Consider the following 22,464-nt stretch of genomic DNA (forward strand, 5'->3'; position numbering starts at 1 on the left):
CTCATACGTCGCGATTATCTTCCGAAGCGATCCCTCGTCTTTAACGGGAAACAGTTTCCTTCCTACACATGTATAGTAACATTCATGGTGTATAACTGTATTAATAGTATCGAGAACAACTTGGTCTTGCCGTTTAAATGCTTTTCTGCAGATTGGACAGCGCAAGTTTTCAAGAATAGAATACATGAACACACATCCCCCTTGCTCTTCTTATTTCCGCGTGCCTCCCCCACCCCTCCTCTCAAAGTACACATGCAACCGATATTCGCAAATCTGTTGCGTCCATTCGTATAGCATATGTTCGTCTTCTGGTGCGATGGGGAAGGTGAGCGAGAAGATGTTATTCGCAAACGAAAGAAGTCCGTTGGAACTGCCGCTCCATTTTGTCATCGGCATTTTGGCGATGAGTTTGGCGACCTTTTGCTCGTCGTATTGCCATAATCGCTTTGTTTCTCCGTCAGAGAAATCGATGCGTTTTCGGTATTCTTTTTCCGTCAAGTATTGATGGAAAAACGGTGCAGCTTCGGCCGGCGTGATTGGCAAATGCCAACGTGACGTCCCTCGGTTTAGCATCGCCTGCAAGACGACCATTTTGTAGCTTTTTGTCATCACTGTTCGCTCGACTTCGATAAGCCATGATTCGTACTTTAAAAACACTTCTTTTTCCCGCTCGGACAATTCATCTGCCCAGTAAAGAAAGCCGACGTACGATTTGAATTCGTCCCTGTATTCTTTTGCTTCACTTCGTCCATGCAAATGAAGTTCCAAGTACGTCGGACGGCGGCCGAGCTGTTGTTTTACGTCGTAATAGTCTACTAATAATTTTTCTTTGCGTGGTTGGCGTTTTCTGCGCATTTCTTCTAATAAGTGAACGACACGAACATCAAAATCGACAACACATCCGTCAGGGGCAACAGGGATCACAGACTTTTGTTTTTTTCTTTCTTCTTTTTGCGTATCGAATAAGGCGAGTTTCACATCGGCATTGCGATAGTTTCCGATTAAGTCGATAATGACGCAATATTGTTTTTCTGGATGAAGACGCAAGCCGCGCCCGACTTGTTGGGTGAAAATCGTTAATGACTCGGTCGGACGGACGAATAATAGCGTATCAACCGCTGGAATATCGACGCCTTCGTTAAATAAATCGACGGTGAAAATCGCGTCTAATTCGCCTTTTTCGAGTAGTTCAATCGCTTTCGTGCGCGTGATATGTATTTGTTTGGAATGCAAACTAATCGCTCGATAACCGTGGTTATTAAAATAATCAGCTAAAAAATCCGCTTGGCGAATGGAAGAACAAAACACGAGCGTTTTCGTTTGCTTATATTTCTCCCAAGCTTGCAAAATGCGTTCTGCCATTTCGTGACGAAGTTGTGCTTGCAATAGTTGTTCTTCATCGTAGCGGTTGCCGCGCCAAGCGATTTTCGTATAATCTGTATCGTCATATACGCCATAATAGTGAAATGGCGCAAGCCAGCCGCGCTGTACTGCTTCGATAAAATCAATACGGTACGCCACGTTTCCGTCGCAAAGCGCGTATACGTCTTTATAGTCATTACGATCAGACGTCGCGGTAATGCCGAGTAAAAATTTCGGCTGGAAATACGCAAGCACCCGTTCATATGACTTCGCCGCGGCATGATGAAATTCGTCAATCACAATAAGGTCAAATGCGTCTTTTGCAAACGTAGTTAAATGTTTTTTCATGCTTAGCGTAAAAATCGACGCAAAGACGACATCGGCTTGCCGTTCTTTTATTTTACCGTCGTAAATGCCGAACGTTTTCTCTGGCATAACTTGCGCAAACGACCGCTTCGCTTGATGCAAAATTTCTTCGCGGTGCGCTACAAATAGCACTCTTTGAAACTTTCGGGCGAAAAAAGCAGCTAAATACGTTTTACCTAGCCCTGTTGCCATAACGACCATCGCGCGATCGTATCCTTCTGCATACGTTGCTTCTAGCTGGGCGAGTGCTTCCACTTGCGCAAAACGCGGTCGAATGACTCCGTATGATGCTTGTTCATCGTGAATGACTTCCATCTTTTCTGTCATTGCAATAGGAATCGTCAATTCTACTTCCTCTAGCTTCGTCCATTGTCGCACGAGGTTCGTATGACGTTGATGATAAATAGCATATTGTTCTTCATACTGTTGTAACGTTTCGGCATTCACTTGCACCGTTTGTTCGGCGTAAAAAAGCGTTAAAAATTCATTCATTACTTCCACAAACACATGTTCTTCCACGCATTTATGTATGCCGATACTCCATTCTACACCGCTTGTTAACGCTGAACGAGATAAATTGGACGAACCGATAATAAAATATCCATCATCTTCATTCTCAAATAAATACGCTTTCGGATGGAAAGAAACACCGTCGCTCTTCCATAAGCGAACTTCAATGTTCGGATGGATCGTGATAAGCTGACGCAGAGCCTCGGGTTGTGTGACATATAAATAATCGCCAGCACAGATTTTAATATCGGCTCCCCGCTCCGCTGCACGTTGGAGCGGTTCTTTTATGACCTCCACGCCCGACTTCATCACAAACGACGTTAAAATATAAATTGTTGAAGATGTTTCGATATACTCGTTTAGCTTTTCGATCAAATGACGTTTAATAAACTCGACTTTACTCATCGTGTACCTCAATTAAGAAAATTTTCTCTTTAAACCCTCCTCGTTGTTCCGCTTTCGATGCACGAATGGCTTCGACTTGTTCCATCGTTGCCCCGTGACATGCAGCAAGCGCATGAATAATTTCCAATAAATCAGCTAGCTCTTCGACCGCTGTGACATCATCTGGTGCATTCATATATTCCTCTAATTCCTCAAACGCTTTTTTTCGCAGTTCTTGGCGATATTCCTCATCACTTAATGTTCGCGTTGTAAATGTCTTCCCTGCTTCTTCAATAACTTTAGGAATCAAATCTCGAACCAATTTATTATAAACAGGCATCGTATCCTCTCCTCTACTTTTTCTTCATCTGTTACATATTTTACTAGAATTTTTTCATATATAAAAGAATCATCACAGAAAAGGAAAAACCGAGGATTTCTCCCTCGGTTTTCAATATTTCCCCTCCAACAACTCCCGCAATTCTTTCACATATTCCTCTGAACCGGTGACGATCATGCGGTCGCCGATGCGCATTTCGGTGTCGCCGTGTGGGACGATCGATTCGTGACCGCGGAAAATGCGGACGATGATGCAATCGCCTAGAAATGGGAATTGGCGGAGAAGCACACCGTGATAAGCCAAGTTGTTCATTTCGATTTCATGTAATGTGATGTCACGCTTTGTCAACATATGGACAACATTTGGTGACTCGATAAGTGCTTTTAACATCGCTCCTGCTGAGAGGGCGAGAGAAATCGTTTCGACGTCTATGCTTTTTAGTTGTTGAACAACCGATGGTGACTCTGCGAAGGCGATGACGCGCGGGGTTCCTTGCTCTTTTGCCCATGTGGCAATTTGGGCGTTCGTCTGTTCGTTAGCTGTTAAAACGACGACAACGTCAGCTGTTAGTGCCTCATGTGCTTGTAACGTTTCGAATGAATAATCATCGATATCGACAATTGGGAAAATGTGTTCCGTTTGTTCAATTTTGTCTTGGCGAATATGGTATAGCGTTGTTTCATATTCATCTGGAGACAAATCACGAACAGCTGCAAGCGTAAATTGATTTGTACCAATCAATTTGACCATCTTTTTTCGTTCTTCTTTTTCCACGCGATACAGCTTTTTAAACATAATCGGTGAAACGACGCTCGTGAGCACAGCGACTAAAATCAAGGCGCCCTTCATATTTTCATCAATCAAGCCCATTCGCTCTGCGATCGTTGCTGCGGCAATGACGAGCGAAAGCGTCGAAACGAGTAAAAATCCTGCCGCAAGCGTTGTATTGCGATCATACCAAATGCGCAATATGTACACCGGAACGACTTTAGAAATGACAAGTGCAACAAATAAAAGCGGAATAAGCAATAAAATATCGAATTGCGTAAACAATGGGCGAAGATCTAAATTAACACCGACCATTACAAAGAAAATCGGGATAAAAAAGCCGTAACCGAACGAATCGAGCTTATGAACGAAATCTTGATTTGGCGCCAGTAAAGAAACGAGGACACCGGCAAGAAACGCACCTAAAATATTTTCCGCACCAAGCGTTTCCGATAGCGCGACGAGGACGATAATCAACGCAAATACAGCGCGCGTGCCAATTTGAATCGTCCCTTTTGCCATCGTTTCGATAAACGAACGCTTTTTAAAATATTTACCTGCAAAGTAAAAAATAACACCAACAAGAAACAATACAAGCAACAACCATACATTTCCGTGACTCGGATCATGCATCGATACAAATACAGCTAAAAGAACCATTGTTACTAAGTCCGCAATAACCGCAATTAATAAAATCGTTTGTCCAATCGTTGTTTTCATAAGTTGGGCATCTTTTAATGTCGGAACGACAACACCGAGCGAGATCGTTGAAATAATGAGCGTCATTAAAAAGGCATTGTCGATGTAACCGAGCCAAACGAACATGTACGAAAGAGCGAGCGAAACGAGAAAAATGCCGACGAATACAATAGAAGCGACGAAAAACGCGTTTGGCTCTTTTTCTTCCTTCCCCTTCTTTTTGTTCGCAAAGGCAGAAAAATCGATTTCTAACCCACTTAAAAACATTAAAAACAAAAATCCTAATGTCGATAACGTCTCTAACCACATATCTTGTTCAACTATATTGAATCCTGTTTCCCCGATGACCACTCCTACAATAATTTCCGCTACAACGACAGGAATCATATGCAGGCGAAAACGGTGCAATAAAAGTGGCGTAAGGAAAGCGGCAACAATAACGATAACTAATGATGAAAGCGATGCATGCATCCTTCATTCCCCCTTCCAATCTTTTCACCCATTATATAAGTTTGTGAGCAAAGTTACAATTTTTTCGTATAAACGGGGCAACATAAGAAAAAAGAAAGGAAGATGTATAATGAAACTGCACGGCTTTAACAACTTAACGAAATCGCTTAGTTTTAATATGTACGACATTTGTTACACGACAAGCGCAAGTGAGCGGGAAGCATATATTGCATACATTGACGAAGTGTATAATGCGGAACGGTTGACGAACATTTTAAAAGACGTGTCGGATATGATTGGAGCACACATTTTGAATATCGCCAAGCAAGATTATGTTCCTCAAGGGGCAAGCGTGACGATGCTTATATCTGAAAGTCCGATTGAAGTGCCAAAAGAAGAGCCACCTGTGCCACAAGCGGTCGTTTGCGCTCTTGATAAAAGCCATATTACCGTGCATACATATCCAGAATATCATCCGAACGACGGGATTAGCACGTTTCGGGCTGATATTGATGTTGCAACGTGTGGAGAAATTTCACCGTTAAAGGCGCTTGATTATTTAATTCGCTCATTTGAAACCGATATTATGATTATCGACTATCGTGTGCGCGGATTTACACGCGACATTTCGGGGAAAAAGCTGTTTATCGATCATGACATTACATCGATTCAAAACTACATCCCCGATGACATTCGCAAACAATACGATATGATTGATGTGAACGTGTATCAAGAACATATTTTCCATACGAAATGCAAATTACGCGAGTTTGATTTAGATAGCTATTTGTTTGAGCTATCAAAAGATGAACTGACAAAAGAAGAAGCAGATACGATTACACATAAATTACGCATAGAGATGGATGAAATTTTTTACGGAAAAAATATGCCGCATTCATGACAAAATAACAGACAGAGACGAGCGCTCTGTCTGTTATTTTTTATTTCTCCATAACAAATATACAAAATAAGGCGCACCGATGATCGACACGATGACACCAGCAGGGAGGCCATCTGGTTCAATTAAATTGCGCCCAATCGTATCAGCAAGCAACAATAACGCACCACCCATCAGCATCGTCACAGGTAAACTTAACTCGTTTCGAGGACCAACAAGCGCCCGAGCAATATGTGGGGCCATTAAACCGACAAATGCGATACCGCCCGTGACGGAAACAGCCGATGCGGCAAGCGCCACCGCCGTCAATAGTAAAACGAGTCGTTCGCGATCGAGCGATACGCCGATGCCAATGGCCACAGGATCATTCAATTGCAAAGCATTCAAGCGATGAGCTTTATATAAAACGAACGGAACGAGAATGATGAGCCACGGCAATAATGCGAGAACGAACACCCAATCGAGCCCCCAAATACCGCCGGCTAACCATTTTGCAATAAAATCGACTCTCGTACGATCGGCTCCTGAAATGAGGACAACCATCAAACCGGAAAACGCCGTCGCAAAACCGATCCCGATTAACACGAGGCGAATCGGTTGAAGCCCCGTTTGTTTATTGTATGATAACGCATAAATGATGATGGCAGTCAGTAAGGCGCCTAAAAAAGCAACAAGTGGAATGATATAGGCAAACGATTCCGCTTGAATCGGAACAAATAAAAAGAACAAGGCGACACCAACACCTGCGCCCGCATTTATACCGATAACACCTGGATCGGCTAAATCGTTGCGCATCACAACTTGTAAAATGGCACCAGACAACGCTAATGCCACACCTGCAAGCAACGTAATAACGATGCGTGGCAAACGAATCGAAAACAAAATGAATTGCTCTTTAAACGTCCCGTCACCTAAAAGCACCGGAATGAGACGGTCGAAAGATAAAGAAGAATAGCCTGTTCCCATGCTGATGATGGCCGTTATGCAGATGAACATAAATAGAACGAGCAAAATGATGCGCTGTTTTTTTCGTAACTGAGGTACGATCATAGCATTTTCTCTCCTTTACGCACGATGAAAAGAAAAAACGGAAGCCCCATGACAGCCACAACAGCGACAACGGGCGTCTCATACGGTGCGTGAATCATTCGTGCGACTGTATCTGCAAATAACATAAATGTCGCACCGCCGATCGCACTCATTGGCAAAATAAAACGATAATCCGTTCCAACGAGCAAACGGACAAAGTGAGGAACCATTAAACCGACAAACGCTAAATTGCCGACAAGTGCCACAGACGCACCAGCTAGTACAATAACGATGAAAAAAAGAATCATTTTTACACGCGTCAGTTGTTGACCAAGTCCGAGAGCTACTTCTTCACTCATGCTTAAAATCGTTAATTGTCGGCTTTGCCAAAAAGCAATAAGCATCGCGAAACAAATGAACGGGGTAACGATTTTCAATTCATGCCATGTCGTTCCCATCATGCCGCCAGCCGTCCACATCGATACGTCTTTCGATACTTTATATATGAGACCTAATGCTTCTGAAACAGCGTATAAAAAAGTAGAAATGGCAGCGCCGGCTAGTACAATCCGAAACGGTGAAAATTGTTTGGCGCCAATGCCGAATACGAGCAAACCTCCGAACGCTGCCCCAACAAAGCAAGCAAATACAGTTTGAATATAGTTTGCAGCCGGGAAAAACGCAAACGTTGCTGCTAAAGCGGCATTTGCCCCTGCTGTCAGCCCGATGAGTCCTGGGTCGGCGAGTGGATTTCGCGTCATGCCTTGCATAATGGCGCCAGCGACAGCCAAGGCTGCACCTACGACGACAGCTGCGAATTCACGTGGTAGGCGAACTTCGCGAATCATCATTGCCACTTTATTTGTCTCTGGTGCTGTGATCGCTAGCCATATGTCTTTCACTGTCGTTTCTGCTGCCCCGATGACAATCGCGCAAACAAATGTCGCAATGAATACAATGAAAGCGAGCAAAAATTTTTTTAGCATATGCATCCTCTCTTTTCCTCCATACATAAAGAAAGAGGAATTCACGACGAACTCCTCTTTCTTTTATATCACTCTCCTAAGAAGTGCTTTTTGAAAAACTCAAGCTGATATTCTAATGTAATTGGGTCGTTAAAGTAAAATTCTTTTGCATTGGCTTCAAAGACGCGGTTGTTTTTCACCGCTGGGATATTTTTATACGTATCTGTTTCTGTGAATGAAAGATCGCCATCTGCATTTTTGCTGAAAATGAGATAATCTCCGGCAAATTGCGGAAGAACTTCAAGGGAAATCGCATAGTATCCGTCTTTTAATGCATGTTCTTCTACTGCTTTTGGCATTTTTAATTTCATTTCTTGATATAAAATTTCTGTGCCGCGGCCCCAGTTGTTTCCGAATACATACAATTGTTTATCGAAGTTTTCAATGACCGAAACCGTTGCATTTTCACCAATTTTTGCGCGAATTTTTTCGCCAGCTTCTTGTGCCCGCTTTTTGAAGTCATCGATCCATTTTTTCGCTTCTTCTTCTTTATTTAATAACTTTCCAATTTCTAAATGTTGTGTTAAATAGTCTACTTTTCCGTAAGTATATGTGACAGTTGGAGCAATTTCTTTTAATTTATCTAAGTTTTTGTTTGTTGACGCAGCGATAATTAAATCTGGCTCAAGCTCGATAATTTGTTCTAAACTTTCATCTGTTACTTCTTTTGCATCTTTTAAATATGGCTCATAACGAGGGTTCATTTTTGCCCAAGAATCAACACCAACAATTGGCACATCTAACGCCATCACACTACCTGCTAAAAATGACGATAAAACAACAACGCGCTTCGGATTCGTAGGCACTTCGACTGGGCCTGTTTCAGATTGATATGTCATTGTTTTTGGTTCGTTCTTTTCTTTTGCTTCCTTTTCTTGTTCTTTTTCTGCTGCTTGATTACCGCACGCACTCAAGATGAGGACGAACAAAAGAAGAATGGACATCATTCGCTTCTTCAACATGTTCTGCATCTCCTTTTATTAAATGATATGTGATACACATCGGTTTGTTTGTTCGAGGGTCACGACCGATTTCCGCGTCAATATGAAACACTTTTCGTAACACATCTCGCGTCATGACTTGTTCGCACGTTCCTGCTTGAACAATTTTTCCGTCTTTCATCGCAATCATATAATCAGCAAACCGAGCCGCTTGATTTAAATCATGTAGCACCATGACGATCGTGCGTTGTTGTTCTAGGTTAAGACGCTGGAGTAATTCGAGCACTTCTAATTGATGAGCCATATCTAAATACGTTGTCGGTTCATCTAAAAAGATTATATCTGTTTCTTGCGCAAGCGCCATCGCAATCCATACCCGTTGTCGCTGGCCGCCAGATAGCGAATCAACAGGGCGATGTTTAAACTCGATTGTTCCGGTGACTTCAAGCGCCCAATCGATAACTTCATAGTCTCGCTGCGTTAGCCGGCCGAATCCTTTTTGATACGGAAACCGTCCGTAAGAAACGAGCTCACCGACCGTTAAACCTCCAGGGCTTTCCGGCGTTTGCGGTAAAATGGCCATTTTTTGCGCCAGCAATTTCGTATGCTCTTGCGAAATTTGTTTCCCGTCTAAAATGACCGCTCCCTCTTGATGACGAATAATGCGCGTCATCGCTTTTAAGAGCGTCGATTTTCCGCACCCGTTCGGCCCGATAATTGTCGTTATTTTTTCATCTGGAATATGTACAGTTAGTCGGTTGACAATGACACGCTCACCATATCCAACAGAAAGCTGTTCTGTGTACAATCGCGGCATATATGTTTACCCCCTCGAACGCCAAGAAAACATATTGATATTGAGAATTAATATCAATACATATTTTAAATTACATCAATTGATTATCATTGTCAATGCGTTTTTTGTGAAAAAAAAAAACCAACTTCATTCGGAGGGAAGTTAAAAATGTGTTTTTTTTCTTTTTATTTGTTTATTTAGAACAATGTTTAATAAAAGTAAACTAAGCATTAATGAAGCGGTTTTCGACTAGGAAAACCGCTTGAGTGTACGAGCAATGTTCCGTGCTTTGGCATATAAAAGCGTAGAAGCTGATTGCATGCACTGTTCTACCGTCATCGGTTTTGTCGCAATCGCATCACAGCTAACAAAATATGCGTATAGCTTTGCGAACCCATCGCCGAGACTGCCTGACAATAAAAAAGCAGGGACGTCAGGTTATGAATAATGTTTAATTTATTCAAAAATATTAAAATCCTTCATTAAACATTATTCTTCGTCAAGCCACATTTAGCTTAACTGGGTGTAACCCCACACCCTCTATCCCATTGGCGAACGCCTTTGGGAATACTTTTCTCATAATGTTGTACGCTCCATTCACGTCTGCATTTATTAAAATCCCTTTATTGGATTTAAATAAACCTCTTTTAATTCTTCTGTTTTTATTATAATTTTCTTTGGTTGGAGCTTCTCCGTCTAAAAATGATGTTCCGCTTGTATAAGACTCTTCGGTTACTATTAACTTAATCCCAACTTCTTCACATTTGTATTTTAATTGATTTATAAACATATCATAAGGAATTTGCACAAATGATTGATTTAATCGTTTTCCTAAATTAATCCCTTGTTTCCAATTATCATTTTTACCAATAATAATCGTATCAATATTATGCTTAACACACCAATTTACAACATATCTACTTGCCTTATGCATGAAGTCTTTAATTTTATTGTTCCGTTTTAATGTTATTTTTTCTAGTCTTTTACTCCAATCCAATCCATTTTGTTTCTTTAAAATACTTTGAAAATACGCTTTTTGTTTGTTATAGTATTGATTTATTGATTTGATACCCTTGCCATTAATAACAATCGGCGTTTCACCGATGTTATTTACAATAGTTGCAAAGTTATTTAATCCTAAATCAATACCTACAACACGATTACCTTCATGAATCATATCTGGAATTTCTTTTTTATAAACAACTTCAATTACGTAAATACTACCCTTTGGTACAATTCGCACTTGTTGCAAACCCTTTATAACTTTTGTCTTTAACTTTAAACTGGTCTTAGGAAATTTAATGTATCCATCTTTAATCTTACATTGTTGATTAGTAAAAATCACAACATTACGCCCATTTTTCTTTTTATATTTAGGCAACTTTGGTTTACCTAAATATTTTTCTTTGTTTTTACTCCAATCCTTTATAGCTTCAAAAAATGACTTCCAATTCTTATCTAGCAATCTTAATATTTGTTGCGATGTTTGAGCAGGCAATTCTTTATAAACTTGTTCATGTTTCAACATCTTATCTAATGAATTATAACGAATCCATTCATTGTTATTTATAAACTCTTGTCTAACAATGTAATTAGCATAATTGTAAAGATTTTTAGATTTGAAACATAAATCATTACAATAATGATATAAATAATGATAGGAATTAATTTGATGTTGTTCAACTCTTGTTACTAACATATTTATCACCTCCTTCATTTATATTTTAATATTTTTTATCACTAGTGTTGCATAAATATTGTCGTAATTTTCAGTTTTATTACTTTTCCTGTTTAGGGCCAAAAAGGTAAATACCCAATTAAAGGTGACTCCATCCATTTGGGAATTTATTGACAATTAGACCTGTGCGACGACGACAATTTACTTATTAAGGGATGGCTTTTCCTTCAATTTTTCGAAGCCAGATATGTGCTGGTTTCCACAATGCAGCCCTTAAATAACGGCTAATTTGTAAGGTTTTTCGCGTACTATTTGTTTCAATTTGTGCCAGAACATGTAGGCAAAAAACAATAAGTGCGATAAATACTTGATTTTGAATCGCCCATTCACTTTGACCATAGAATTTTTTGATGCTGAGATGTTGTTTGATCCATTTAAAAAACAGTTCAATAGCCCATCGTGATTTGTACATCTCGGAAATTTCTTCGGCGCTTAAATCAAAACGATTTGTGATTAAATGGAGTTCATTTCCTTTTGAATCCATCACTTTTAGAAGGCGAAAGTAATTTTCAGCACGGTTTTGAGTTGTGCCAATCAATACCATTTGATCCGACAAAACACTCGTATCTTCGGGTAGTTTAAAATCATAAACTTCCCGTATAACAGCGTTTTTCCGTAGTCTGGAAAGAAAGAAGTAGCCGTCATCCGTCATACGATCAAAGCGCTCATAGTCTAGGTAGCCACGGTCAAACACATACATGCATTCCTTGTCATCCACCATGATTTCAAGCTGTCCACGGTCATGTTCTCTTGCCGTTGTCATCAAAGCTTTTTCAGGATAGGATATCCCCTTTTCCATAAACACAAGGCGCAAATGTAGCTTTACACCCGCCTTTGTTTTGCGAAACTTCGCCCATTTATGGTTGGTCAAATTAAATGGCAATGTGCTTGAATCAATGATTTTTAAAGGCATGACCCGTTTTGTGTGTTGTGTTTTGGCATGAATTTTTGCGACTAAATCAAGAAAAAGCTTTTGAAATAGATCTGGGTTTATACCATTTAATCGCCGTGACAACTGTGAAATACTGATAGAATTAAGGCCGACCCCTTTTTGAAGCTGGTCATCAAAAAGGCAATCGCTTAGCGCATGGAGACTTTCGATTTCTTCCAATTGCGCAAAAAGCAGTAATTTTAGAAATGACTCTGTCGTTAATTTTTTCGTATAGTAATCTAATTTCATCGTTTTCACCTGTTCTTCAAATAATTGAAGATTTATTGGCGAAAACCATTGTCCAAATGAAGTTTTTCGTGTAATCTTGTCCATGAGTTTGGTCCTTTTTAGTGGATTTGGACGGGTTACCACCTGACTTATCCATTATAAAGGACTTTTTCTTTTCACAAAATAAAATAAGTGAAGATTGTGAGTCTTTTTAATATTAAAATTAAATTAATGCAACACTAGTGATTTTTTATTATAAATTTTTAATATTCTATATTAAATTTAATTTATTTTTTGACTATATTCGTTCGCTAATTGTCCAACATAAAACGGCACTTTCCCATATAACGTTTGCCCGTCGCTTTGTCCTTCTCCAGTAATGACAATGTGAGCATGTTTGATTTTTTGCGGCAGTTGCACCGTTTCACCAACAAGTTTTGCCCCGGAAATTAATTTCCCTCCAAGCAATAAAAAGGCAAAACCTAAACCTCCTGCCGCACCAGCTCCGCGCTCACGTGCATATGAACGACCAATTTGCTGTTCGATTGTTTGCGCATACGTATATAGCCATCGATCCAATATACGAACCACTTCATCATTTGCTCCTTTTTGCGGTCCAAATACGTACGATGCTCCTCGCTCTCCACAAAGCGGATTATCGACATCACATGCGATAAGAAACTCGCTTTCATGCAGGCGTCGATCAAGCGATGTCATATTGACATGAGCGATTTGTGGCAAAGAAGACGGGACCGGAGGCAATGGTTCCCCTTTAGCATTCGTAAACGTCACGCCGAGCGCACATAACATGCCGAACCCACCATCATTTGTACTACTTCCGCCAAGCCCAATGACGAACCGGCGATACCCCGCATCAAGCGCTGTTGCGATCACTTCGCCCACACCATACGTTGTCGTGTGAAGCGGATTGCGCTTTTCCATTGGGACAAGCGGCAAGCCGATCACTTGCGCCACTTCGATGACAGCCGTATCTTGAGCAACGCCATATGCCGCTTGCCGCGTTTCGAAAAGCGGACCGCGAACCGTTACATATTGAACGGAGCCGTTCATAGCGGAAACGATCGCTTCCATCGTCCCTTCTCCCCCGTCTGCCATCGGAACAGTGATGACGGTCGCTTCCGGATATTCACAGCGAAACGCTTCTTTTATAATGGTGCACACTTCGCTCGCTAATAAACTTCCTTTAAATGAATCCGGTGCAATGACAACATTCATGCGCTCACAACCTTCTTTAATATATTTTTTCCATCTTGCCGAATAAACAAAACGGTCATGATCGTTCCACGCTCGCACGAAAACGGTCCGTTTGTCATCATTCGTTCATGATCACGATAAGGTGAACGATATAAATCAAATAAAAACGTCGTCGCATCGATCGAATCGATAAATATAATTTCAGCAAACCATTCACCATTCACATACGAAAGCGGTGGGCCGTCTTGTCGTTCAATGGAAATGAGTTTTTTTTTCGTCACTAATTTCACAGAAAGCGACGCCAACATCATCTCCAGCACAAAAGCCGATAAGCCGTTCTGTCGTCGTAAATGTGAGCGTCTCTCCTTTGACTTGTACATCAACCGTTCGTTCATGGGCACAAATAAACATGCCTTCTACATATAGTAACTGCTGATCTCCCATAATGCTCCCCCTTTTTCTCATCATATCACCGCGGGAAACGTTGGCACAATAAGCAACAGTTTGTTACAATGGCATTATGCTGAAAATAGCAATCAGGAGGTATATAGCATGTTAGAAAAACAATTAGAAAAATACGCAGAACTTGCTGTACGCGTTGGCGTCAACATTCAGCAAGGGCAAACGTTGTTTATTAACGCACCGCTTCCTTCTGCCCCACTTGTGCGCAAAATTGCTGAAAAAGCATATGAAGCTGGGGCGAAACATGTGCATGTCGAGTGGAGCGACGAGGAAATCACGTACATAAAATTTAAACATGCACCAGAAGAAGCGCTTCATGAATATCCGACATGGCTTGCGAAAGGACGCGAGGAAGTCGCTGAAAAAGGTGGAGCGTTTTTAAGCATTTATGCACCAAATCCAGACTTATTAAAAGATATTGATCCTGCACGAGTAGCTGCGGCAACAAAAGCGGCAAGCATGGCGCTACAAAATTATCGCAGCCGCTTAATGGCTGATCATAACTGTTGGTCATTAATTGCTGTGCCGACGTCTGCATGGGCGAAAAAAGTATTTCCTCATATGAATGAAGACGAAGCGATCGCAAAATTATGGGACGTTATTTTCCAAGTGACACGCGTAGATCAAGACGATCCGATTGCGGCATGGAAAACGCATAACGAAAAATTAGCGCGCATTGTCGATTATTTAAACAATAAGCAATATAAACAGCTCATTTATAACGGACCAGGAACAAACTTAACAGTAGAACTTCCTGATGGACACATTTGGGCTGGCGGAGCAGCGAAAAGTACAGACGGCATTGTATTTAATCCAAACATGCCGACAGAAGAAGTGTTTACGATGCCACATAAAGACGGAACAAACGGCGTAGTTCGCAATACAAAGCCACTCAACTACGGCGGAAATATTATTGATGGCTTTACGCTCACATTTAAAGATGGAAAAGTTGTTGATTTTACAGCTGAAGTCGGTTACGACACGTTGAAACATTTGCTTGATACAGATGAAGGGGCGCGCCGATTAGGAGAAATTGCACTTGTACCGCATCGCTCGCCAATTTCACAATCGAACCTCATTTTCTACAACACGTTATTTGATGAAAATGCTGCCTCACATTTGGCGCTCGGGAAAGCGTATCCGACAAATATCGAAGGTGGTACAAATATGCGCACAGAAGAGTTGCTTGAACGCGGAGCGAACGATAGCTTAGTGCATGAAGATTTTATGATCGGTTCTCATGAATTAAACGTCGATGGTATCACAAAAGACGGCGTGCGCGAACCGATTATGCGAAATGGTGAATGGGTGATTTCTATTTAAAGATGTTGCGGCATTTGTCCGCAACATCTTTTTCGTTCGCATATATTGGCAAAGAGAGGAGGAACGAACGATGATCAAACAATTTATTGCCAACAGTGGGATACTCATTGCCGTTTTTTGTTTAATAAGCAAATTTTTCCTTTCAAATATTCATAAACACTCCCCTTTTTATATGCGCCTACTTGCTGGGGCTTTTTGTGGTTTATTGAGCATTGTGCTTATGTTTTTTTCGATCCCACTTGGACATGGGATCATTGCGGACTTGCGCCACGTTCCGCTCGTTATCGTCAGCTACTACGGCGGCATGCCAAGCGCATTGGCGGCAGGGATCATTATGGGATTAGGACGATTTTTATTCGGCAATGTGTTTGCGTCGCTCGTTTCTTTTTTTATTTCTGTCGCGATTGCAATCGGCTGTGGACTAATGAGTCGCTGGATAAAACAACATATATCGATCACAACGTTTTGGATGAACGTCTACAGCATGTGCCTCATTTCGTTTGCTTTGTTTATTAATATCCCAGACCACCGCATTTACACCGAAACGTTATTGATTTTCTGGCCCATCTCGATTATCGCCACATATATCACTGTTAATATTTGTAAAGATATTCGTCAATCAAAAGATTTATTGCAATATTATAAAGCATGGGCAACGACCGATTTTTTAACCGGGCTTTATAACGTTCGTCAGTTTCATACTGTATTAAGTGAAAAAATGGCACAAGTCAAGCAACAAAATAGCTGTTTAGCGCTTATTTTATTTGATATTGACCGCTTTAAATCGATTAACGACTCGTACGGGCATGATGGTGGAGATGTCATTTTACGTCATCTCGGGGAACTCATTCGCTCGCTCGTTCCGAAAAACGGCCTAGCCTTTCGCAATGGCGGTGAGGAATTTTCGATCTTGCTTATAAGTTGTGAGCATGAAGCAGTAGCATTTGCCGAACATGTCCGAACAACAATTGAGCGTCATCCATTTGTCGTACAAAAACAAACGGTGCATATTACGGTTTCCATTGGCATTTCGCTTTTTCCGACATTTGCAACAAATGAAACCGAGTTGTTTAAACAGGCGGACATCGCTTTATACGAAGCAAAACAACAAGGCCGAAATCGTACAGTCGTATATAAAAAGCAAGACTTGCATGAAACGTAAAACTGTACGAAAATGAAAATAAAAGCAATTAAAGGAGCGACAAAGATGAAACAATCGTCGAAGTTATTCACTAGCATCGTTGCAGCTGTCACATTGCTTTCTGCATGTAACGAACAAACGACAGCGCCAGCAAAACAACCTGTTGCAAATAAAGAACAACCAAAGGAACAAGCCCCGCTTGAATTGACATCTGTAGAAAGTACGAATCAACCGTTTACGATTTCACTATTGCCAAAATTCAGTTTAGAGGCTGAAGAGCCAGGAAAAGATGTCGTCATGCATGAAAGCGAGCAAGAACAATGGATGCGCATTGAGCTATTGTCAAAAGATGCGACAGATCAAATCGAAACGTACACAAAAGAACGTGCAATGGCTGTATCCGAGCAAACAACACCGTTTGAAGGAACGTTGCTGTTTGAAGATGCGATTGCGTATGAAGCACATATGGATGACAGTGTCGTTTACATCATTGGTGTCACACAAGATTCCCCGATGTTTTTAACGGTATTTACAAAAAAAGAAGATAACTGGCTCGACACGTTTATGACGATGGCGAAAACAATCAAACGTACGGCAAACACTGAAAATGAAACGAGTGAACAACCGAACGAACCATTTTACACATACAAAAGTAGCAATCAGCCGTTTCAAGCAAACATTTTAAACGGTTATCAAGCCGAAGCGGTCGAACCGGGCAAAGATATGATTTTTCTCGACGAAGAAAAAGCATCGATGACAGTAGAACTTATTGATGATGGTGCGGACTGGTCGTTAATCGAGGAACAAGCAGAACAGTACGTAAAGGCAAGCAGTAAAGACGGCACAGTCGAAAAAGTAACGTGGACAAAAGGAACGCTTTTAAACGGAGCGGACGTATATAAAAGTGCCATTACAGATGGAGAAGTATATGTATTTGTTGTAAAGAGCGGAACGCCGATGCGGTTGACTATTTTTGTCCAACAAGCGAATGAGCTAGATCCGTTTTTACAAATGGCAGAAACGATTGAACGCATTGACTAAGGAGGGAGTTTTTTTTGGAACTGTTAGAAGCGTACCGATCATTATGGTCAAACCGTTCGCTGCCCGCAACGGAAAACGAAGCAGAAGAAGTGTTAATCGATGCGATTCGTCGCGATTTATTAGATGAAATGACACATCCGCGCTTGAGAAAATCACCGTATGAAAAATTTTCATTAGCGATCAAGCGAATTGCGACATCATCGCTTGATGCTAAACAACAATACGAACTCGTTCGTTTATATGTGCAACAGCTTGAAAACTTGCCTTCTCGCTAGGGCAAGTTTTTTGTATAACATCTCTCCATTTGCACAAAATACATACCGAACATAATATAAGGAGGCTTGACAATGGATCCATTTCGTTCATTAGATGTCGTGCGTCGAGATGTGGAGCGTATGTTTTCCAACTTTCCTTCGCTTTTTTCGCATATTGACGGTGTATTTCGAATGCCACGCGTCGATGTGCATGAAAATGAAAAAGAAATGATTGTGACATGTGACATTCCCGGGCTAGAGCGAAAAGAAGACGTCGATATTCATATTGATCATCAAACGCTGTCGATTAGTGGACAAGTGCGTCGCCAACATGATGTACGAGATGAACATATGCATCGGCAAGAGCGATTTCACGGACGGTTTTATCGTACGATCCCTCTCCCTTCTCCTGCTGCACATGAAAACGTGCAAGCATCGTATAAAAATGGGGTGCTTGAAATCCGCATTCCGAAAGCACAAGCGGACGACAAAAAACGAATTGACGTTCAATTCCATTAAAACCGGCACGATTGCCGGTTTTTTTTTTGAAACTTTTGTGCGTTTGACACGTATGTATGCATGGGGTGAATGAAAGAGGCGGGAGAACCCGCCTAACTTTCCGTACATGGAATGACCGCATCATGAAGCGCCTTGTTTACTTGTTGTTCATATCGGTTTCGTTCTTCTTCTGTCCAATTGAAATATGATTGCATAAATGCAATGACGGCTTCTTTTAGCTGGCGAACCGCAGCGATGTCAAAAAAGAGGGCCCCTGTGCGACGAATGAAAAAGTCGAGCGGGGTCACCGTCATTTCGTAATCCAATGCATATACACACATCACATACCAATCGAGCGGAAGAGACGTTTTGTTTCGATCATATGTGTTTGTAAGGGCAAATAAACGATCGACATTCGTACCGTATCGTTGAACGAGTCGTTTCGCTTCGTCCTCTGTAAATCCGTAAGCAATCCCTTCGGCTACTTTTTTTGACATAAACGCATGCCATTTGCCTGCCCCGCCGACGTCCCCACCGGAAATCGCCAAATGTTTTGTTTGACAAGGTGAGTACGTCTTTCCTAGCTGTTTGGCAATAAGATCAACAACCGTTTCAGCCATTTTTCGATACCCCGTTAATTTTCCCCCTGCAATCGTAATAAGTCCCGAAGAAGATTGCCAAATTTCATCTTTTCGGGAAATCTCTGACGGATCTTTTCCTTCTTCGTAAATTAAAGGACGTAAACCAGCCCAACTCGATTCAATATGCTGTTCCGTAATATGAACGGAAGGAAACATGTAATGAATGGCACACAATAAATACGCGCGATCGTCGCTTGTCATTTTCGGATGGGCACGATCACCATCATAAAACGTATCTGTTGTTCCGACATACGTTTTCCCGTCGCGCGGAATCGCAAATACCATACGACCGTCAGGCGTATCAAAATATACCGCTTGTTTAAGCGGAAAATGTGCTTGGTCAATGACAATGTGCACACCTTTTGTTAAACGTAATTTTTTTCCAACATTTGAGCCATCTTTTTCACGAAGTACATCGACCCATGGACCTGCCGCATTAACTATTTTTTTTGCATGTATCGTAAACGATTTTCCTGTAATTTGCTCTCGGCATATGACACCAATGACACGTCCGTTTTCATCGTACAAAAACGACTCCGCCTTCACGTAGTTGACAGCATGCGCCCCGCATTCTACTGCTTTTTTAATAACTTCAATCGTCAAACGTGCATCATCTGTTCGATATTCAACATAATAGCCGCCACCGAGCAATCCATCTCGTTTAATTAACGGCTCTTTTTGTAGCGTCTCATCTGCGGACAACATCGTTCGTCGTTCTTCTTTTTTGACGCGAGCTAAATGATCATATACCCATAGCCCGATGGATGTGCTCCATCTTCCGAACGTGCCGCCACGATGAATCGGCAATAACATCCATTCTGGAGTTGTCACATGCGGACCGTTTTCATACACGATCGCCCGCTCTTTTCCTACTTCTGCGACCATTTTCACTTCAAACTGTTTTAAATAACGTAATCCACCGTGAACGAGCTTCGTCGAGCGGCTTGACGTGCCAGCCGCGAAATCTTGCATCTCAATGAGCGCTGTTTTCATTCCACGCGTTGTCGCATCTAGCGCAATGCCACAACCGGTAATTCCTCCACCAATGACAAGCACATCATACGTTGATTTGCTCATTTTTTCGATCAACTGCATGCGCTGTTTTGCTGAAAACATAGCCATTCCCCCTTGTAAAAACAACTTGTAAAAACAAAAAGAGACCAAAACAGGCACAATAAGTTTTGCTTATTATGCATGTATGGTCTCTCTTCGTCTCTTGACATATATGAACTTTAGTTTCATTGTATCATATACGTGGAAAAAGGCAACTATTTTGCACAAAAAGCCATTTAATAGCTGAACGTGGCTTACATAAGCTAATATTCATTCCTTTTTCTTTATATTTGTTGACGATGCTTTTTACATTAGAACGCTTGTTTTGCTTCGGTTTTTTATGCATGCGACCTCTCCCTTTCTCATCTCTTTTGCATATTTACGAATGACGACATAAAAGGTTTCGCGCACGATTTACTTTTTTCCTGCATATATTATGAACAAACGTATGTCATAAGGAGTGAATGTTGGTGAAAAAAGATTTGTCTCATATGCTTGATTCGTTTTTTGATGATCGTTCGTTAAAAAAATTATTGCATACGCTCGATGCATATGTTCATCGTGCACTTTCACCTGTTTATATTCCGATTGATGTGCGTGAAACGAATGAGGAATACGTCATCATTGCCCATATTCCAAACGCGAAACGTGACGGTATTCATTTGCAATTCATAGACGATACACGCCTGTTATTGTCGGTCGTTTACGATGAACAGACGGAAACGATTGATGACGAAAAGAAAATCATTCATCGCCAACGCACATACGAACGAGCAACAAAATCTATTTTCCTTCCTTATCCTGTTGCTGAATCAGACATTCACGCATCATTTCAAGACGGCAAGCTGATCATTCGTCTCCCGCAGAAAAAAACATTTATCCCAATTGAATAACTAGATGAAAAAACGCAAACGTTACAATTTAAACGTTTGCGTTAGTGCTTTTACAAGCCCGCTCATTTGGGTCATGACTTGCACCGCCTGCCCCACCGTATTCATCATTTTTGTGATGTCATACGTTCCCTCTTTTGTTTTAAACTGCTCAAGCAAGCTTGGCGGTTTCGGGGCAGGAACGAATGGAGGCATCGGCGGTACAAAAGGAGAAGCCGCTGGCGGAGTGAATGGAGACATCGATGGTACAACTGGCGGAACGACTGGCTGGGTCGGAAACGAAGTCGTTTGGGAATAATATGGATAATAATGAACAGGTGGAATATGTGGCATTTGCATGGTAGACCATGGTTGATGCATAGCTTCTCATCTCCTTTCATTACATCGTATTCGTTTTTAGCTAAATGGTTCGTAGCTAATCATGTCAATCGATGTCGGAATTCTCAATTTTTTGAATTTAACATGTCGTCTTTTTTTTATGTTATGATAAGTGCAAAAGGGGGAGGGAATATTTATGACAATTATTGAATTAAAAAACAAATTTATTGCAACAAAACAATATGAGCCGATCGATGCGAACGAGTTGCTTGATTTTGCGCGCCAGCTTTATTTGCGCAACGAATTGCCGCTTGGCATATACCGCCATCTTATGCGCGATTTAGAGGAGCTTGGAGCTTACAAACCTGATGATGAACGAGTAAAGCAATATTCAGTGAGCGCTGAATGATTTGTTCCCTCTTGTGCCATGCTAAATGAGTCGTTAGCATGCAAAAGGAGGATGATGGAAATGGGTCGTGGTGTTCATTTTCACCATAAGAAAAAAGGGCATGAAAGCGAAAAGCCAAAACATGGCGCACAAGTTGCAGCAAAACGGCAGGAAGTCGTTGACTACGCTATTGAACCGGTAGGAAGCGAAGAGCATCGCCCGGTGACAATTGAACGAGTAAAAGAATAAAAGGTGGCCGCTATGCCACCTTTTTATATCGCAGGAACGAACATGTACGTTTCTTTTTCTTCGATTCGTCGTTCAATATTATCGAGTTGACGTTCGATCGCCTGTAAACTGTCTTGTTGCATATCGTAATGCGTCACCATTTGTTCTGTTGTACGCTCTTTTAATTTATTTTCCAACTGCTCAATTTCCTCAAATAATTGTTGTAATTGCATTTGGATATGTTCCATCCTCCAACTCCCCTTTCGCCCTTTGCCATACACATTCGCCATCTTTCACTTCCTTCCTTCTCGCTTGACAAAACTAGAAGAAATTCGGCAAACAAAGTGTTATGCGTACAAAATCCGACAAATGTATTCGTATGTTTTTGACATGATCGGCCAAAATAAAACGAAGAAAGGAGGAAATCCGATGGCAAAAAAAGAGCAACCAAAAAAACAAAAGCCAAAGCAAAAAGAAGCGACAGGCTTTGGCGACAAGAAGCTAGAAGGCCCAGATCGTCCTTCTACAATCGAGTAGGAGGAGGTGA

The 22,464-nt window shown here is 41.3% G+C and carries 25 protein-coding genes; 9 read left to right on the plus strand and 16 right to left on the minus strand.

Features of this window, described 5'->3' with window-relative positions; translation table 11 throughout:
- Positions 1-210: 210 nt before the first annotated feature.
- The 3 genes from ABEV15_RS12730 to ABEV15_RS12740 form a co-directional block, all read right to left on the minus strand.
- Entirely contained in the window at positions 211-2,643 is a 2,433-nt protein-coding gene (locus ABEV15_RS12730) for a DEAD/DEAH box helicase family protein (RefSeq protein WP_498853426.1), read from the minus strand.
- Positions 2,636-2,962 carry a nucleoside triphosphate pyrophosphohydrolase gene (locus tag ABEV15_RS12735; protein WP_340720747.1) on the minus strand — a complete coding sequence of 109 codons (327 nt, stop codon included), beginning with the start codon at positions 2,960-2,962 and terminating at the stop codon, positions 2,636-2,638. Before ABEV15_RS12735 ends, ABEV15_RS12730 begins: the two co-directional genes overlap by 8 nt.
- Positions 2,963-3,073: 111 nt before the next feature.
- The gene (locus ABEV15_RS12740; protein ID WP_498853427.1) at positions 3,074-4,900 is read right to left on the minus strand and encodes a monovalent cation:proton antiporter family protein; all 1,827 of its coding nucleotides are present in this window, start codon (positions 4,898-4,900) and stop codon (positions 3,074-3,076) included.
- A gap of 109 nt (positions 4,901-5,009) precedes the next feature.
- Here ABEV15_RS12740 and speD point away from each other — a divergent pair, with 109 nt between their 5' ends.
- A complete protein-coding gene (speD, locus tag ABEV15_RS12745) occupies positions 5,010-5,780 on the plus strand; it encodes an adenosylmethionine decarboxylase (RefSeq protein ID WP_498853428.1) in 771 nt (256 codons plus the stop codon).
- Between the two features lie 33 nt (positions 5,781-5,813).
- On the opposite strand, the gene ABEV15_RS12750 is transcribed toward speD, so the two are convergent.
- The 10 genes from ABEV15_RS12750 to ABEV15_RS12795 all read right to left on the minus strand — a co-directional run bounded on the left by ABEV15_RS12750 (position 5,814) and on the right by ABEV15_RS12795 (position 14,124).
- Entirely contained in the window at positions 5,814-6,827 is a 1,014-nt protein-coding gene (locus ABEV15_RS12750; RefSeq protein ID WP_498853429.1) for a FecCD family ABC transporter permease, read from the minus strand.
- Entirely contained in the window at positions 6,824-7,798 is a 975-nt protein-coding gene (locus ABEV15_RS12755; protein WP_498853430.1) for a FecCD family ABC transporter permease, read from the minus strand. Before ABEV15_RS12755 ends, ABEV15_RS12750 begins: the two co-directional genes overlap by 4 nt.
- Positions 7,799-7,860: 62 nt before the next feature.
- Positions 7,861-8,793 (minus strand): iron-hydroxamate ABC transporter substrate-binding protein, encoded by a 933-nt coding sequence (locus ABEV15_RS12760; RefSeq protein ID WP_429630486.1) that lies wholly within the window; start codon positions 8,791-8,793, stop codon positions 7,861-7,863.
- Entirely contained in the window at positions 8,729-9,589 is an 861-nt protein-coding gene (locus ABEV15_RS12765) for an ABC transporter ATP-binding protein (RefSeq protein ID WP_498853431.1), read from the minus strand. Before ABEV15_RS12765 ends, ABEV15_RS12760 begins: the two co-directional genes overlap by 65 nt.
- Before the next feature lie 228 nt (positions 9,590-9,817).
- Positions 9,818-9,985 carry a hypothetical protein gene (locus ABEV15_RS12770; protein ID WP_498853432.1) on the minus strand — a complete coding sequence of 56 codons (168 nt, stop codon included), beginning with the start codon at positions 9,983-9,985 and terminating at the stop codon, positions 9,818-9,820.
- Positions 9,986-10,067: 82 nt separating this feature from the next.
- Entirely contained in the window at positions 10,068-11,267 is a 1,200-nt protein-coding gene (locus ABEV15_RS12775; RefSeq protein ID WP_498853433.1) for an RNA-guided endonuclease InsQ/TnpB family protein, read from the minus strand.
- Between the two features lie 187 nt (positions 11,268-11,454).
- Positions 11,455-12,570, minus strand: a complete 1,116-nt coding sequence (locus ABEV15_RS12780) for an IS4 family transposase (protein WP_498853434.1) — start codon at positions 12,568-12,570, stop codon at positions 11,455-11,457.
- 177 nt (positions 12,571-12,747) lie between these two features.
- Positions 12,748-13,701: a glycerate kinase gene (locus tag ABEV15_RS12785; protein WP_498853435.1), complete on the minus strand. Its 954-nt coding sequence runs from the start codon at positions 13,699-13,701 to the stop codon at positions 12,748-12,750.
- Complete coding sequence (locus ABEV15_RS12790) at positions 13,698-13,970, minus strand: hypothetical protein (protein ID WP_498853436.1); 273 nt, start codon at positions 13,968-13,970, stop codon at positions 13,698-13,700. Before ABEV15_RS12790 ends, ABEV15_RS12785 begins: the two co-directional genes overlap by 4 nt.
- Positions 13,933-14,124 carry a hypothetical protein gene (locus ABEV15_RS12795; RefSeq protein ID WP_498853437.1) on the minus strand — a complete coding sequence of 64 codons (192 nt, stop codon included), beginning with the start codon at positions 14,122-14,124 and terminating at the stop codon, positions 13,933-13,935. The genes ABEV15_RS12790 and ABEV15_RS12795 overlap by 38 nt, the downstream gene beginning before the upstream one ends.
- A gap of 108 nt (positions 14,125-14,232) precedes the next feature.
- On the opposite strand from ABEV15_RS12795, the gene ABEV15_RS12800 reads away from it, so the two are divergent.
- The 5 genes from ABEV15_RS12800 to ABEV15_RS12820 all read left to right on the plus strand — a co-directional run bounded on the left by ABEV15_RS12800 (position 14,233) and on the right by ABEV15_RS12820 (position 18,420).
- Positions 14,233-15,465: an aminopeptidase gene (locus ABEV15_RS12800; RefSeq protein WP_498853438.1), complete on the plus strand. Its 1,233-nt coding sequence runs from the start codon at positions 14,233-14,235 to the stop codon at positions 15,463-15,465.
- Positions 15,466-15,535: 70 nt separating this feature from the next.
- Positions 15,536-16,627 (plus strand): diguanylate cyclase, encoded by a 1,092-nt coding sequence (locus tag ABEV15_RS12805; RefSeq protein ID WP_498853439.1) that lies wholly within the window; start codon positions 15,536-15,538, stop codon positions 16,625-16,627.
- 45 nt (positions 16,628-16,672) lie between these two features.
- Positions 16,673-17,647, plus strand: coding sequence for a hypothetical protein (locus ABEV15_RS12810; RefSeq protein ID WP_498853440.1), 975 nt, complete (start codon positions 16,673-16,675; stop codon positions 17,645-17,647).
- 14 nt (positions 17,648-17,661) lie between these two features.
- A complete protein-coding gene (gene yoyC, locus ABEV15_RS12815; protein ID WP_429630502.1) occupies positions 17,662-17,922 on the plus strand; it encodes a protein YoyC in 261 nt (86 codons plus the stop codon).
- A gap of 72 nt (positions 17,923-17,994) precedes the next feature.
- Positions 17,995-18,420 (plus strand): Hsp20/alpha crystallin family protein, encoded by a 426-nt coding sequence (locus ABEV15_RS12820; RefSeq protein ID WP_498853441.1) that lies wholly within the window; start codon positions 17,995-17,997, stop codon positions 18,418-18,420.
- Between the two features lie 92 nt (positions 18,421-18,512).
- Here the strand turns inward: ABEV15_RS12820 and ABEV15_RS12825 are convergent, their stop codons facing one another.
- Positions 18,513-20,156 (minus strand): glycerol-3-phosphate dehydrogenase/oxidase, encoded by a 1,644-nt coding sequence (locus tag ABEV15_RS12825; RefSeq protein ID WP_498853442.1) that lies wholly within the window; start codon positions 20,154-20,156, stop codon positions 18,513-18,515.
- A 401-nt stretch (positions 20,157-20,557) separates the two neighbouring features.
- On the opposite strand from ABEV15_RS12825, the gene ABEV15_RS12830 reads away from it, so the two are divergent.
- Entirely contained in the window at positions 20,558-20,986 is a 429-nt protein-coding gene (locus ABEV15_RS12830) for an Hsp20 family protein (RefSeq protein ID WP_498853443.1), read from the plus strand.
- 21 nt (positions 20,987-21,007) lie between these two features.
- Here the strand turns inward: ABEV15_RS12830 and ABEV15_RS12835 are convergent, their stop codons facing one another.
- Positions 21,008-21,343, minus strand: a complete 336-nt coding sequence (locus tag ABEV15_RS12835) for a YppG family protein (protein WP_498853444.1) — start codon at positions 21,341-21,343, stop codon at positions 21,008-21,010.
- 154 nt (positions 21,344-21,497) lie between these two features.
- On the opposite strand from ABEV15_RS12835, the gene ABEV15_RS12840 reads away from it, so the two are divergent.
- Both ABEV15_RS12840 and ABEV15_RS12845 read left to right on the plus strand, forming a co-directional pair.
- Positions 21,498-21,710 carry a YppF family protein gene (locus ABEV15_RS12840; protein ID WP_429630512.1) on the plus strand — a complete coding sequence of 71 codons (213 nt, stop codon included), beginning with the start codon at positions 21,498-21,500 and terminating at the stop codon, positions 21,708-21,710.
- A 60-nt stretch (positions 21,711-21,770) separates the two neighbouring features.
- Positions 21,771-21,938, plus strand: a complete 168-nt coding sequence (locus tag ABEV15_RS12845) for a hypothetical protein (protein WP_339173872.1) — start codon at positions 21,771-21,773, stop codon at positions 21,936-21,938.
- Positions 21,939-21,961: 23 nt separating this feature from the next.
- Here the strand turns inward: ABEV15_RS12845 and ABEV15_RS12850 are convergent, their stop codons facing one another.
- Positions 21,962-22,165, minus strand: coding sequence for a hypothetical protein (locus ABEV15_RS12850; protein WP_429630514.1), 204 nt, complete (start codon positions 22,163-22,165; stop codon positions 21,962-21,964).
- Positions 22,166-22,464 lie beyond the last annotated feature (299 nt).

Source organism: Bhargavaea massiliensis, from assembly GCF_050480245.1.
In the GTDB taxonomy this organism is placed as follows: Bacteria; Bacillota; Bacilli; order Bacillales; family Anoxybacillaceae; genus Anoxybacillus.